The 13,986-nt window shown below is 43.9% G+C and carries 12 protein-coding genes; 2 read left to right on the forward strand and 10 right to left on the reverse strand.

Annotation, left to right across the window (positions count from 1 at the left end):
• Position 1 precedes the first annotated feature (1 nt).
• The 6 genes from mdxG to GYO_RS39645 form a co-directional block, all read right to left on the reverse strand.
• A complete protein-coding gene (mdxG, locus tag GYO_RS39620) occupies positions 2-838 on the reverse strand; it encodes a maltodextrin ABC transporter permease MdxG (RefSeq protein ID WP_014115265.1) in 837 nt (278 codons plus the stop codon).
• A complete protein-coding gene (mdxF, locus tag GYO_RS39625; protein ID WP_014115266.1) occupies positions 839-2,146 on the reverse strand; it encodes a maltodextrin ABC transporter permease MdxF in 1,308 nt (435 codons plus the stop codon).
• A gap of 39 nt (positions 2,147-2,185) precedes the next feature.
• Complete coding sequence (gene mdxE / locus GYO_RS39630; protein WP_014115267.1) at positions 2,186-3,439, reverse strand: maltodextrin ABC transporter substrate-binding protein MdxE; 1,254 nt, start codon at positions 3,437-3,439, stop codon at positions 2,186-2,188.
• 95 nt (positions 3,440-3,534) lie between these two features.
• Positions 3,535-5,304, reverse strand: a complete 1,770-nt coding sequence (gene mdxD / locus GYO_RS39635) for a maltogenic alpha-amylase (protein ID WP_014115268.1) — start codon at positions 5,302-5,304, stop codon at positions 3,535-3,537.
• Positions 5,305-5,414: 110 nt separating this feature from the next.
• Positions 5,415-6,365, reverse strand: coding sequence for a LacI family DNA-binding transcriptional regulator (locus GYO_RS39640; RefSeq protein WP_014115269.1), 951 nt, complete (start codon positions 6,363-6,365; stop codon positions 5,415-5,417).
• Positions 6,366-6,588: 223 nt separating this feature from the next.
• Positions 6,589-7,164: an LOG family protein gene (locus tag GYO_RS39645; protein WP_014115270.1), complete on the reverse strand. Its 576-nt coding sequence runs from the start codon at positions 7,162-7,164 to the stop codon at positions 6,589-6,591.
• Between the two features lie 117 nt (positions 7,165-7,281).
• Between GYO_RS39645 and GYO_RS39650 the strand changes: the two genes are divergently transcribed.
• Positions 7,282-7,602, forward strand: a complete 321-nt coding sequence (locus GYO_RS39650) for a MazG nucleotide pyrophosphohydrolase domain-containing protein (RefSeq protein WP_003219846.1) — start codon at positions 7,282-7,284, stop codon at positions 7,600-7,602.
• Between the two features lie 26 nt (positions 7,603-7,628).
• Here GYO_RS39650 and GYO_RS39655 read toward each other — a convergent pair whose 3' ends face one another.
• Complete coding sequence (locus tag GYO_RS39655; protein WP_014115272.1) at positions 7,629-9,221, reverse strand: SulP family inorganic anion transporter; 1,593 nt, start codon at positions 9,219-9,221, stop codon at positions 7,629-7,631.
• 18 nt (positions 9,222-9,239) lie between these two features.
• On the reverse strand, positions 9,240-9,833 hold the full coding sequence (locus GYO_RS39660; RefSeq protein ID WP_072182636.1) for a beta-class carbonic anhydrase: 594 nt from the start codon (positions 9,831-9,833) through the stop codon (positions 9,240-9,242).
• Between the two features lie 393 nt (positions 9,834-10,226).
• Here GYO_RS39660 and GYO_RS39665 point away from each other — a divergent pair, with 393 nt between their 5' ends.
• Positions 10,227-11,204 (forward strand): 2-hydroxyacid dehydrogenase, encoded by a 978-nt coding sequence (locus GYO_RS39665; RefSeq protein ID WP_080010106.1) that lies wholly within the window; start codon positions 10,227-10,229, stop codon positions 11,202-11,204.
• 35 nt (positions 11,205-11,239) lie between these two features.
• Here GYO_RS39665 and psdB read toward each other — a convergent pair whose 3' ends face one another.
• Positions 11,240-13,180, reverse strand: a complete 1,941-nt coding sequence (psdB, locus tag GYO_RS39670) for a lantibiotic ABC transporter permease PsdB (RefSeq protein WP_014115275.1) — start codon at positions 13,178-13,180, stop codon at positions 11,240-11,242.
• A complete protein-coding gene (psdA, locus tag GYO_RS39675; protein ID WP_014115276.1) occupies positions 13,155-13,934 on the reverse strand; it encodes a lantibiotic ABC transporter ATP-binding protein PsdA in 780 nt (259 codons plus the stop codon). Before psdA ends, psdB begins: the two co-directional genes overlap by 26 nt.
• Between the last annotated feature and the right edge of the window lie 52 nt (positions 13,935-13,986).

Here is a 13,986-nt window from a genome sequence, read left to right on the forward strand (position 1 = left end):
ATTACCCCTTTGTTCCGCCGGCTGTCAGCCCGGACACAAAGTTCTTTTGGAGAAAAAAGAACAAGACGCATATCGGCAGTGCAGCCAGTATAGCTCCGGCCGCAAACAGGGCGACTTTTTGCTGCTGCGGATTTGAAATGAAGGACTGCAATCCTACAGCGATGGTCAGCCTTTCTGGTGAGCGAAGCAAAAACTTTGCCAGCAAATAGTCGCCGAACGGTGCCATAAACGCCCAAAGCGCTTGCACCGCGAGCATTGGCTTAACAAGCGGCAGCACAATTGAAGCGAAAATCCTCAGATGTCCCGCTCCATCAATTCGCGCGGCTTCATCAATTTCTCTCGGCACAGTATCAAAATAACCTTTCATCAGCCACGTGTTCATCGGAATTCCGCCGCCGATATAAATCGCTGTCAAAAACCAGTATTGATCGAGTGCGCCTATCAGCATCGCCAGAACGTAAAAAGCAGTCAGCGCTGCCATCGTCGGCACCATTTGAATGATTAAAAAGAATACCAGACTCTTTTTTCGGCCTGCAAACCGATAACGGCTGTACGTATACCCGGCAAGCGTCACAATCGTAACCTGCAATACCATGACCGATAACGCGATGACAAGTGTATTGCTGTACCAATGAAGATAAAGCGTCTCGTCAAACAGCCGCTTAAAATGATCCAAAGTCCAAGAACCCGAAAAATCGAGTTGAAAAGCTGCTGCATTTCCCACACGGAAAGCGGATGATGCCGTAATCAGCAACGGATATATAATGACAATACTTAAAAGCGTCAAAAATAAATAGGTACAGATTCTATTAAGCATTCTGACAGTTCTCGCGTTCACCTACATAACCTCCTCATTGCCAAAAGCATTCGATTTTTTGAAAGCAATCAGAGAAATTCCAATGACAATGAAAGAAATTAACAGTGTAACAGCCGCCGCTACGGAATATTGCGGTGATGTGCCTGTTGTCAGTTTATAAATCCAAGAAATTAAGATATCGGTCGACCCGGCCCCGGCTCCCGCGCTGCCCGGTCCTCCCTCATTAAATAAGTAGATGATCGAGAAATTATTGAAATTAAACGTATACTGGGTAATCATCACGGGTGCTGTCGCAAATAAAATCATCGGGAATGTAATATGCCGAAAACGCTGAATAAAAGTAGCCCCGTCAATCTTTGCCGCTTCATACAATTCACCTGGAATCGCCTGAAGCACTCCCGTTACCATGACATAAATATAGGGAAAGCCGAGCCAGGTCTGAATCATAATGAGGGCTGTCTTTGTCCAGAAAGGATCAGTCTTCCACGCAATCGCCGGCAGCTCTACAAACGGCAGGTGATTTAATAATGGAATCACCTGCGCATTCACCGCCCCTATGCTGTCGTTAAACATGTTGGAAAAACTCATGATTGTAATAAAAGCCGGAACAGCCCATGGAAATAAGAAAATCATTCGGAAAATCCGCTTGCCTTTTATAAAATCCTGATTGACGAAAAGTGCCGTCACGATACCCAAAATGATTTGCAGCGTTGTTGCACAGATTGTCCAGATGATCGTCCAGCCGAGAACATTCACAAATGTTTCACGATAGGAGCCGAGGAAAAAAATATTCAAGAAATTTTTAAAACCGACCCAGTCAATCAGACTGTTAGGAGGAATATGATAAAAATCATAGTTTGTACATGCAACAAACAGAGTCACTAAAACTGGAAAAATAATTACAAACACCATCATGATATATGCCGGCAGTGTAAATAAATATGGAAACCCTTTATCACCCGCATGACAGATCATATCCTTGGCCGTTGTATTGACCTCCAAACCCGCCGCTTTCATAGCGGCGGTCTTACGCGAATCATGAATATTAAAGATATAGAACATGAGGAAAATCAGCGTCACGATCAATTGCAGCGTGCCTTCAATCAGCATAAACAGTGAATGGTCTTCACCGGGAACACTTCCCAATGTAATCAATCCAGTGAGCGCCTGAATGCCGAAAACGCATAATTCAAAAGCAAACAAACCTGTGATGGCAAGAAACAAGATTCCCTTTGAAAACTGCTGATTCGCAATCTGCCCAAGTCCTGGAATGATTGATAAAAGCCCTGCCTTTCGTTTTTGCTTTGCAAGTGTGTGGTGTGTATTCATTATTTCGCCCTCTATTCTTCCGGACGCTACCCCGCCGTTTTATTTCACATACTTTTCTTTGATATTTTCCTTTATGACGTTTACAGCATCATTCGCTGATGTTTGCGCCGCTTTTTTTCCTGAAACTGCGTCAAAAATCAAACTTTCCGCTCCCGTCCATACCTCAGCCATTTCCGGAATATTCGGAGTCGGTGTCGCTGTTTCATATTGTTTAATCACAGCTGACGTCAGCTCATTTTTTTGCTCATCCGCTTTCTTCCTTGCAGCTGTATTAGCCGGAACTTCGTTTGTATCCTCATAAAAAGCGTAAGCATTGGCATCATTTGTAGCATATTCAAGCCATTTTTCAGCCAGTTCGGGTTCTTTTGTATATTTTGATGCAACCCAGCCCTTCCCGCCGGCAAAAGGGGCATATTCTTCTCCATTTGGCAATGTCGGAATGGGAGCCGCTCCGTAGTTCAATTTGGCCTCTTTATAGTTGGCAGCTGACCAAGGTCCGCCGATGATCGCAGCCGCTTTTCCATCTAAAAACATCTGCTGAATAAAATCGTCAGCGCTTGAATTGTCTTGCATGCCTTTTGGCCAATAGGTTTTAAACCATTTCTCCGCATATTTCACTGCTTCTACAGCCCCTTTATTGTTCAGGCCGATGTCCCCGGAATCTGTGCCGTTTTTTCCAAATACGTATCCGCCGTAACCGGCCAACAACCCGTACGACATATAAAAGTCAGTCCATTTCGCTAAAAAGCCAGTTGATTTTCCTTTTTCTGAAGCAAACGCAAACCGGGAATCCCCCGTTAATGTTTCCAGATCTTTAAATGTTTTTGGTGCTGTTTGTAAGAGATCTTTGTTGTAATACAAAACTAGTGTTTCAATGACTAGCGGCATTCCATACACCTTGCCGTCAACCGTCACCTGCTGCATCTCTTTATCTCCGAAACTTTTTGTATTAGATGGCTTAATATCAAGCAAATGTCCTTGCTGGCCCAAACCGCCGATCCGGTCGTAGGCGGCAAGCATCACATCAGGTGCATTACCCGCCGGGCCATCAAGAGGAAGCGCTTCCAACTGCTCGAACATTTGCTTTTCAACGACTTTTATTGTGACATCATTCTCTTTTTCGAATGTTGCTTTCATGCTTTCAATGTATTCTTTATAGGTCTCTTCGACAGACACAGTCAGGACCTTTTTGCCATCAGAACTTGCCGGATCTTTTGAATTAGAACAGGCGGCAAGGCCAAATGTCAGAACTGATGCCGCCAATAAGGCGAACCCCTTTTTAAAAAGTATCATCTTGTTTCCCCCTTCTATTTATGAATCTAAAACAATTGTATTGTTCTATAGAAAGCGGTTACAACAACTTTTGATTTGTTACCGATAACAGAAATTTATACAGGGACGGCAGCACCCAAAATAAAAAACTCTCCCGGCTGAACGGCAATTACATCGTGATGATGAAGCGGCTGCTCTGTCCATACATCGTAGATTTTTTTATTCCTTTCAATATTCAAATCTCGCAAACTGACATGTTGGGTCGCGTCCCCCTGATTAAAGAAATAAATCAGTGTTTTTTCATCAAGATTCCGTGAAAAGCTAATAAAATTGTTTTGGTCATCCAGCAGATTCCACTCAAGACTTCCCTCAGTCAATAAAGTGTTTTCCTGTTTGCGTAGAGCAATCAATCGTTTCATAAATCGCAGCATGTCTCGGTTTTGCTTCTCTTTTTCCCAAACCATACATTTCCGGCATAATGGATCATTTTCGCCGTCCAGCCCGATTTCCGTTCCGTAATAGATGCATGGTGAACCTGTCTGGGCAAACATAAAGGCCAGCAAAGCGCGTGCTTTTTTCTCGTCATGTCGGCATCTGGTCAAAAGGCGTTTAGTATCATGGCTATCCAGTAAATTAAACATCACCTCATTGACCTGCTTCATCCCATTCATTAAATGCGCATTTACACGGTGGGCCATACGCGAGGCTGGAATCGTCCCGTCAGCAAAATATTCAATCATAGGCTCTGTAAAAGGATAGTTCATCACCGCATGAAATTCATCTCCTCTAAGCCAAGGTTCGGCAGAATGCCAGATCTCCCCTAAAATATAAACGTCAGGCTTTTCTGCTGAGACGGCTTGCCTGAATGTCTTCCAAAAAACGTGATCCACTTCATTTGCCACATCCAAACGCCAGCCGTCAATGTCAAATTCACGAATCCAGTACAAAGCAATATCAAGCAAATATCTCTGTACTTCAGGATTAGCCGTATTTAGCTTCGGCATATCAGGTGTAAACGCAAACCTATCATAATTGTCTTCTTTGACAGGAAAAGAGTGAATATGAAACCAGTTTTTATAACGGGATTGAGCTCCGTTTTTCACGACATCCTGCCATTGCGGAGAAGCGCTGCCTATATGATTAAAAACAGCATCAAGCATAATTCTCATCCCCCGCTGATGAAGCTGGCTGACCAATGTACGAAAAAGCTTCGGATCTCCAAAATGCGGGTCAATGGAATAGTAATCCAGCGTGTCGTATTTATGATTAGAAGGCGCGGAAAAAATTGGAGTCAAATAAACTCCGTTTACGCCTAAATCCTCTAAATAATCAAGCTTGTCAATCATCCCTTGCAAATCTCCTCCAAAAAAATCATTGACATCCGGATCTTTGCTCCCCCAAGGTAATGCATTCTCCGGTGACAAGTCTTCTCTTCCATTCGCAAAACGCTCTGGAAAAATTTGATACCAAACCGTTGATTTGGCCCACTCAGGCGCTTGGAATGTATCAGCCTCGTGAACAAATGGAAGTTTAAAATAATAATGGGTCGTCTCCAGCGTTTTTTCGTTATGAGGGCATACACCTGAACTTCCGAAAAAGATGTCTCCTTGATGGTCTGATATAACAAACGCATATTGCAAACGCCTATATGGCGGCACCACTTCAGCAAACCAATAATCATGCAAGTCTGTTGCGGCCATTTTCCTCATCGGCTGCTCGTTTGCCGACCACCTGCCGACGTTGTATTCATAAGGATCACCCCAAATGAATCGAATGTGATCTGCATCACCTTTTTTTGTCCGAATCTTGATATGCACTGTCCGCCCGTCATAAGAATAAGCATCAGAACTGAACGGCTGATGATGAATCGCTGCATATTCCATCATGTCTCCTCCTTTGAATTCCGTTTTATTTAGGCCGGCTCTTAGTGAAAGTATCATGATGAAATAGCAGGAACAATCCTTTTTACCTTGTTACCGATAACAGAATAAAGCTCTTACAAAGTTGATTCACGTACAATTAACTCCGGCTCAAAAAATAGATTTCCTTGAGCAGCACCGTCTTCATTCATTTTTTTCAATAGCATTCTCGCACAGGCTTCCCCCATTTCTACAACAGGCTGTCTGACCGTAGTCAACCGGGGCGAGGAAATGCGATCAAGAAAAACACCGTCATTCCCGGTCACCGCAACGTCTTCCGGAATTCGTTTTCCAAGCGATTGCGCCGCACGAATGACGCCGAGCGCGATTCGATCGGATGCGCAGACAAATGCGGCCTGGTTATCCAGGGATTTCAGCACTTCTCTTGCAAGGCATTCACTTTTCTTAGAACTATTGTCGATCCGATACAGATTCGTTTTTCTAAAACTTTCATTCATCGCCCGAATATAGCCCTGTTCTCTTGAACGTTCAAAAGGCTCATCTAAATCGATGCCAAAAAAGACAACTTCCCGCTCCCCCAGTCCCATAACATGGCGGGTTGCCATAAAAGTGCCTTTCTCGTTATTTACATCGATAAAGTCATAGCCCATTTCATTTTGCCCAAATACGACCAGCGGTTTTTCAAAAGCTTTGATCACACCTTCAAAATCGGTCTTTCTCAACCCGGTGGCAATAATGCCGTCGCATTGGCCAATATTGAGAGAGTTTCTTGTCACAAGCTGCAGAGCATAATGATTGCGATCCAGCTCCCGGCTGATTCCGGTCAGCAGGTTCATGTAATATGGTTCAGTCGTATCCATTTCCTCAAGAATCAACAGTTTGACAACCTGTGTTCTGTTTTGCACAAGCGCTCTCGCCGCATAATTAGGGATGTAATTCAGCTCTTTCATCGCAGAATGAACAAGCTTTTTCAATTCATCTGTCACCGTCTCAGGATGATTGATCACTCGTGATACCGTCATTTTCGAAACATTTGCTTTTTTTGCCACATCTGACAATGTTGCCATTTTCATCCCCCTCCTTACCTGTGCTTATTATCCAAACTAGTGAAAAAGTCCTTTATTACTGCTAAATACGATGCAGGCAAAAGAGAAGTAAAAAAGAGATTTCCCTTAAGGAAATCTCACTTTGTTAAAAAAACTCGATTTTTAATGAATTCTCTGCCCGGCAATAGACCAAATACGCTAGGTGGCGGACTCATTCTCTCCTCTTCCACGTGAAAGTCTCTTTTTAAATTTCTGTCCACTTTTTCTCTAAAATCGGATAAGAGTAGTTCTGCATTTGCTCAATTAACTCATCCGGCCGCGACGAGCTGTGGATCAGTTTTAGATGAGAATCGTTAGAAAATCCTTCTTGAATGCTGTATTTGACCATTTTCATCATTGGTTCAAAATATCCGTTGACATTGTACAGTCCGATTGGCTTTTGGTGGATGCCGATCTGCGCCCAACAAAGCACTTCAAATAATTCTTCATATGTACCGAAGCCGCCCGGCATGGCGATAAAGCCGTCCGCCAGCTCGCTCATTTTGGCTTTTCGTTCATGCATCCCGTTTACTTCAATCAGCTCAGTCAGGTTCTGATGGACAACCTCCCCGCTGAACAAGCCGCTCGGCATGACCCCGATTGCAGTTCCGCCGTTTTCCATAATCGCATCAGCAATCGCGCCCATCAAGCCTACGCGGGAACCCCCATAGACAAGGCCGATTCCCTGCTCAGCCATATACGCTCCAAGCTCTGCCGCTTTTCGTTTATACGCTTCATTCCCCCCCGGGTTTGAGCCCGCAAATACACAAATGGTTTTCATCTTTGTCATCTCCGTATCTATATATCGTATCAAACATTCAAAAATACACTATATATTGTCCCATCTTCATGTGATAATATCAATATGAAATACATAAAGAATGCAGGAGTGATGATGGTGCAGCTGGCTGATGCAGAAAAATGGATGAAAGAGTTTTACGAAAAAAGAGGCTGGACAGAATACGGACCGTTTATTCGAGTCGGCTTTTTAATGGAGGAAGCCGGAGAGCTGGCCCGGGCTGTCAGGGCATATGAGATCGGCAGAGACCGGCCGGATGAGAAGGAATCGACACGAGCTGAGCAAAAACAAGAATTGATTGAAGAAATGGGAGATGTCATCGGAAATATCGCCATTCTTGCTGATATGTACGGAGTTTCTTTAGAAGACGTGATGAAAGCCCACCAAGAAAAACTGACCAAACGATTTGAGCATGCATAAAAAAGCGGCCGCAATGGCCGCTTTTTTTAACCTGTGATTTCATCATGGTGATCAAAGAAATGCTGCTTCCCTATTTTGTGAAATAGGCCTGTTTTATGCAGCAGCTCCTTCGGCTGCGATTGCAGTCCTACAATCATCAGCTTTCCATTGTGGCGTTTAATTCTGTTCATAACATTCCCAAGCACTGCTTCAGCCGACGTATCCATGTAGTGCACCTTATTCATGAGCAGGATAAGGGTCTTCGGCTTTTTCTGTACATGCTCCAGCAATGAAGATTCAAGGGAATCAATTGATCCGAAAAACAGCGGCCCTTCTATGGCATACATGCTGACAGATGGATCTTCTCTCTTCGCCAGAACAGGATGCGATTCCTGATTGTGGATGCGGGTCGCTTCGCTCATTCTTCTGATAAAGAACACAAATGCGAGCAGCAAGCCGGTTGCCACACCGACGATTAAGTCAAACAGAACCGTTAGCGCAAAAGTCGCTGCCAAAATAAAGGAATCAGCGTTTTTCAGTCTCAGCATGTTTGCGACTTCCTTGCGCTCACTCATATTCCATGCGACAACCATGAGAATCGGCGCCATACTGGCAAGCGGCACATGAGATGCATAAGGCGCGAATACGAGCAAGACAAGAAGAACGACTACACCGTGAACGACGCCGGAAACAGGAGAAACCGCTCCGTTTTTAATATTGGTTGCCGTTCTGGCGATCGCTCCTGTTGCCGGGATTCCGCCGAACAGCGGCGCAGCCATATTCGCAATCCCCTGGCCGACAAGCTCCTTGTTGCTGTCATGCTTTGAGCCCTTCATGTTATCAGCGACCATTGCGGACAAAATGGACTCAAGGCCGCCAAGAAGCGCGATGACAAGCGCTGCCGGAAACAGCATAACCATTTTATCCAATGTAAGCTCAGGAAACTGAAATTCCGGCAAATGGCGAGGAATTTCTCCATAAGTTGACCCGATCGTTGCCATGCGGTCAGGGAAAAACACAACCGCGACCAGTGTGGAAATCAGAAGCGCCAATAAAGCGCCCGGTACTTTAGGCATCACTTTGGCAGATACAAGCAAAATGACAAGCCCGATCACTGCTGTCAAAATGGCATACACGTTAAAGGTGCCGAGCTTCTGTGCGATTTCAAACATGTTGTGATGAAAGTTCTCATGTTTTTCAACATTTCTTAAACCGAGAAAATTAGCGATTTGCTCAGTAAAGATCAGCACGGCAATTCCGGCTGTAAAACCGACGATAACAGGTTTCGGCACGAATTTCATTATTTTTCCGAGCTTAAACAGCCCGAACAGCACCAGCATCACCCCTGCCATAAACCCTGCAATCAGCAGGTTCTCCAAGCCGTACTGTATCACAATGCCAAATAGAATCGGGACAAAGGCGCCTGTCGGACCGCCAATTTGATATTTGGATCCCCCAAACAAAGAAATACAAATCCCTGCCACAACAACAGTGTACAGCCCGTATTCAGGCTCGACTCCCGAGGCAATGGCAAACGCCATCCCTAAAGGAATTGCCACGACACCTACTACGATACCTGCAATCAGGTCTTTCTGAAATTTCTGCAAATTGTATCCCTTGAATCTCCCTGAGAATCGCATATTTTGTTATAACCTCCCTTATGAATTTGTGTTTATGAGCTCAGTTTCATAACCGTTAATGACGACATCAAGTTTTCCTGTTTCAGGGTGAATGACAAGCCCGTGCACCGGCACCTTTTTCGGCAGCAGCGGATGATTCTTGATCATATTCACACTGTGGGAAACGCTTTCTTCTACGCTGTGAAAGCCGGTCAGCCATGATTTCAAATCGAGTCCGGCGCTCGACAGCAAATTCAGGCAGCTTTCTTCCACTCCGCGTTCCTTTGCTTTCTCGAGAATCGAAGTTGCATTTAATCCTGACATCCCGCACTCATGGTGACCGACAATGCACACCTCTTCAGCCTGCAATTCATAAATCGCAACCAGTATGCTTCGCATCACGCTTCCAAATGGGTGAGAAACGATGGCTCCCGCGTTTTTTACAATTTTAGCATCACCGTTTTTAAGCCCCATTGCTTGCGGAAGAAGTTCTGTGAGCCGTGTATCCATACAGGTGACAATGACGAGCTTTTTTGAAGGAAATTTTGTCGTTTTGTACGGTTCATACTTCTTCTCTCTGACAAACCGCTGATTGTGTTCCAAAATTGATGTTAAAGAAACCATTTGATTCATCTCCCATCCATATGATTTTGCAAGCCTTCTTACCCAGCTTACAGTAAGGAATTATAGCATAGGAACACGCCGCGAAAAGGCTTTCAAAAAAAGACACTATAATTGGACTGTAGAATAAAAGCATAAAAATTTATATCTTTCAAAGATAATAAAATTTATATTTATTGAATCCTATAATCCGGCTACAGCTCGCATATTGATGATTTGTCTGACAAAAAATATAGGTGAATTCAGATAATTAAAAAACTTTTTTAAGCAGATTTAGCTGTTCAATCAATTTCAATATCCATTTTAAGTTCAAAAGAACCAGAAATTTAAAAAGACACAGCTATATTTTTAACATCTATTTATTTCCGATATAATTAAATAGACAACAGCCATAAAGGGGGAGCCTTGATGAAACCATTTGTATTGATCACAAAACCGATTCCTGAAGAGATTGAAGCATTCATCGGTGAACATTGCCGTTATGAAATATGGCAGGAGGATACGCTTCCGAATGACGTGCTATTTGAGAAATTAAAAGAGGCAGAAGGGCTTTTAACTTCAGGAACGTCCGGACCGTCAATCAATCGTGAATTGCTGGAGCATGCGCCTAAGCTCAAAGTGGTCAGCAATCAATCCGTAGGCTATGATAACTTCGATATAGAAGCCATGAAAGAAAGAGGTGTCCTTGGCACTCATACACCTTATACACTGGATGACACGGTCGCGGATCTGGCCTTTTCTCTGATTCTATCTTCCGCCAGACGTGTTGCCGAACTGGACCGTTTCGTCAGAGCCGGAAAATGGGGAACAGTTGAAGAGGAAGCGCTTTTCGGCATTGACGTTCATCATCAGACGTTAGGCATAATCGGCATGGGCAGAATCGGCGAACAAGCAGCGAGACGCGCCAAATTCGGCTTCGATATGGAAGTGCTTTATCATAACCGCCATCGGAAACAAGAAACGGAAGACAGCATCGGCGTCAAGTACGCTGAGCTTGATACATTGCTCGAACAATCTGATTTTATTCTTCTCATTACGCCGCTGACTGATGAAACGTATCACATGATAGGGGAACGCGAATTTAAGAAGATGAAGGATTCAGCAATTTTCGTCAATATTTCCCGGGGAAAGACGGTTGATGAAAAGGCCCTCATCCATGCCCTTCAAGAAGGATGGATTCGTGGCGCCGGCTTAGACGTGTATGAAGAAGAACCTGTCGCAAAAGACAATCCGCTCTTGCAGCTAGATAATGTTACTTTACTGCCGCATATCGGCTCAGCAACAGCGAAAGTGCGCTTTAATATGTGTAAACAGGCTGCCGAAAACATGATCGCAGCCATTCAAGGGCAAACACCGAAAAATCTCACAAGAGAATTCCAATAAACAAAAATCCGGTCTGATCCAGACCGGATTTTATATTACATATGCTGAAGAACAGCACGCTTATAAATATGGCGGGTGACGATATAATAAACAGCCTGGAACACAAAATAAATGAAGATGACAATCACAGCCTCAAGAAATAAGTTGGAATTCAGCATGTTGCTTAACGCTGCATACGCAAAACCGGCGTGAATTGTGCCCGCGATAAATGGGATGAAGAACAAAAATCCAATTTGCTTTCCTAGGATGGAGTGAATCTCTTTGTCCGTAATCCCCATTCTCTTTAATGCTAAAACTTGGACTCTCGTATCTTCTATTTCCGTAAACATCCGCAAGTACAGCATGCTTCCTTGCACGATAAAAAACAGCACGCTGACAAACAGACCGATAAACAGCATTAATGCGACTCCCTGCTTCACAATTTGAAAATTAGGAGCACGCGTTTGAAAATCAGATGTATGTTCCTTCGGCACCATATTTCCAAGCTTTTCAGAGACATCTACCGTCTCCTGCCAATGCTCAAGCTCATAACCTACCACTCTCATCTGTTCCTTCAGCGGCACTTCCTGAGTAAGGCTGTCAAAGCTGTTTTCGCTGACGACTAATAAACGGCTGACTCCTTCAACTGACATCAATATCCCTTTGTTTTGCTGCTTTTTCATGACGTAGGAAAGTGTTTTCCCTGACTTCATATGAAATGCTGCTTTTTCCCCTTCACCAAATGTATCTTTTACCATCATTTGAAACGGAACATTAATAAACGCTTCATTTTCTTGTAAATGAATAACAGGGAAACCTTTTTCCTTTGCGACTTGATTATAAATTTTCTCTGAAATCAGCAAAGCCTCCGCTTCCGCTTTCCTGTTTCCATACGGCAAGTCTGATTGAAAAGTGACAGGAATCCCTGTGGCATCCACCTTATACTTGATATTAGCATCAGCTTTTTTCAATGTATTCTCAGCCGTCTCAGGCTTCATAACCTGAAAGCTGGAAGCGTCTTTTTCTACCCAGGCGACAGATTGAGGAATGCTTTGCTCCTCCTGTCTTTCTAAATCAGCATAAAACATATAGATAACACCTGTAGCGGTTAAAATGACCGCTGTAATGATAGAAGTTAAAAACAGCATGCGTGCATGATCCTTCAACCTGAATATCATGTTGGAACGGACAATGATATTCGTTCCTTTATAAAAGCTGTGTTTCTTTCTGTACAGCATGCGGAAAAACGCCACACTGCTTTGTGTAAAAAAGAAATACGTCCCAATTAACACTAAAATCAAAATCGGAAAGACACGAAATACCATATCAATTGCATTCGCTGTGGCAGACAGATAATAACCGCCAGCCAGACACAGCAAAGACAGCACAGTGAGCCATTTCGAATAGGCCGGCAAGCTTTTCGGCTTTTGAGCCGATTTAATCAGCTCAATGATTTCCAGCTTGCGAATCCGTGCCAGTGATAAAATGAGCAGCGTCTGAAACAGGATGAGAAAGCCCACAGCTGTCATCACAAACGCTTTCGGCACAATGACAAACGAGATCGGCACCTTCACGCTGAGCATCCAAGTCATGATCATAAAAAACAGTTTTGAAAATAACAGCCCTGCTCCAATGCCGGCAGCAATCGCCGCTAGAGAAATGAGTGACTGCTCATAATAAATCATCTTGCGGAGCTGCTGCTTTGATGTTCCGAACAGCGTCAGCAGCCCAAACTCTTTCTTTCTCGCCTGCAAAAATGCTGAATTCGAATATGAAATAAAAAATATACAAAATACAATGATGACGACAAGGGCTGCGCTCAAGCACGTTTTGACAAGGCTTCCGCCATATACATTGTCTTCATTGACATCTGGATGAAAAATAAAAGATGTGAAGACAAAAAACACCGAAACGGCAAATACACAGCTAAGAAAGTAGGCGACATATCGTTGCAGATTCCCAAGAATGTTTTTACGGGCGATGGTTCTCAAATTCATGAAAATCGCCTCCCAACACACTCAAGGTATCCAGTATACTTTGATAAAACACCTGCTGGTTTGACCCTCTATGAATCTCTGAAAAGAAACGTCCGTCTTTAATAAACACAATCCGTTTACAGAAGCTTGCCGCTGTGGCATCATGCGTGACCAATAAAATTGTCGCTTCCTTTTCTTCATTCAGCTGAGCCAGCGTGTTCATCACTTGCTTAGCCGATTTTGAATCAAGGTTTCCCGTCGGTTCATCGGCAAGAATGAGCGCCGGATTGTGAATAATCGCTCTGGCACAGGCCGCGCGCTGCTGCTGCCCGCCCGATACCTCATATGTCCGGTGGTCAAGAATATGCTTGATTTGCAGCGTATCCGCCAGTTCTCCCAAGCGGGCTTCCATTTCTCTCAGCTTTACCTTGTCCAATGCGAGCGGCAAGAGAATATTTTCCCGAATCGTCAGCGTATCAAGCAGATTAAAATCCTGAAAGACGAAGCCGAGTTCTCTTCTGCGAAACAGAGCCAGGTCTTGATCCTTTAACGTTTTCGGCTGAATGCCGTTAATCATCATCTCGCCCTGGGTCGGTTTATCAATGGTGGCCAGCAAATTCAGGAGCGTGGTTTTTCCGCTTCCCGACGGCCCCATAATCCCGACAAATTCTCCTTTCGTTACATTGAGATCAAAGTCGCTGAGCGCTTGGTATGATATCGTTCCTTTATTTGAATAGTACGTTTTTGACAGGTTCGTTGTTTGTAACACGTTCATGTTCTGCTCCTCCTTTTTCTTTATTATAAAAAGGAAGTCAGCAGCCTCCCAT

The sequence above is a fragment of the Bacillus spizizenii TU-B-10 genome (genome assembly GCF_000227465.1).
Lineage (GTDB): Bacteria > Bacillota > Bacilli > Bacillales > Bacillaceae > Bacillus > Bacillus spizizenii.

Bases quoted from the DNA above. Each gene is read 5' to 3' on its own strand.
- mdxF (WP_014115266.1), bottom strand. From the start codon at position 2,146: ATGAATACACACCACACACTTGCAAAGCAAAAACGAAAGGCAGGGCTT.
- mdxE (WP_014115267.1), bottom strand. From the start codon at position 3,439: ATGATACTTTTTAAAAAGGGGTTCGCCTTATTGGCGGCATCAGTTCTG.
- mdxD (WP_014115268.1), bottom strand. From the start codon at position 5,304: ATGATGGAATATGCAGCGATTCATCATCAGCCGTTCAGTTCTGATGCT.
- GYO_RS39640 (WP_014115269.1), bottom strand. From the start codon at position 6,365: ATGGCAACATTGTCAGATGTGGCAAAAAAAGCAAATGTTTCGAAAATG.
- GYO_RS39645 (WP_014115270.1), bottom strand. From the start codon at position 7,164: ATGAAAACCATTTGTGTATTTGCGGGCTCAAACCCGGGGGGGAATGAA.
- GYO_RS39655 (WP_014115272.1), bottom strand. From the start codon at position 9,221: ATGCGATTCTCAGGGAGATTCAAGGGATACAATTTGCAGAAATTTCAG.
- GYO_RS39660 (WP_072182636.1), bottom strand. From the start codon at position 9,833: ATGAATCAAATGGTTTCTTTAACATCAATTTTGGAACACAATCAGCGG.
- psdB (WP_014115275.1), bottom strand. From the start codon at position 13,180: ATGAATTTGAGAACCATCGCCCGTAAAAACATTCTTGGGAATCTGCAA.
- psdA (WP_014115276.1), bottom strand. From the start codon at position 13,934: ATGAACGTGTTACAAACAACGAACCTGTCAAAAACGTACTATTCAAAT.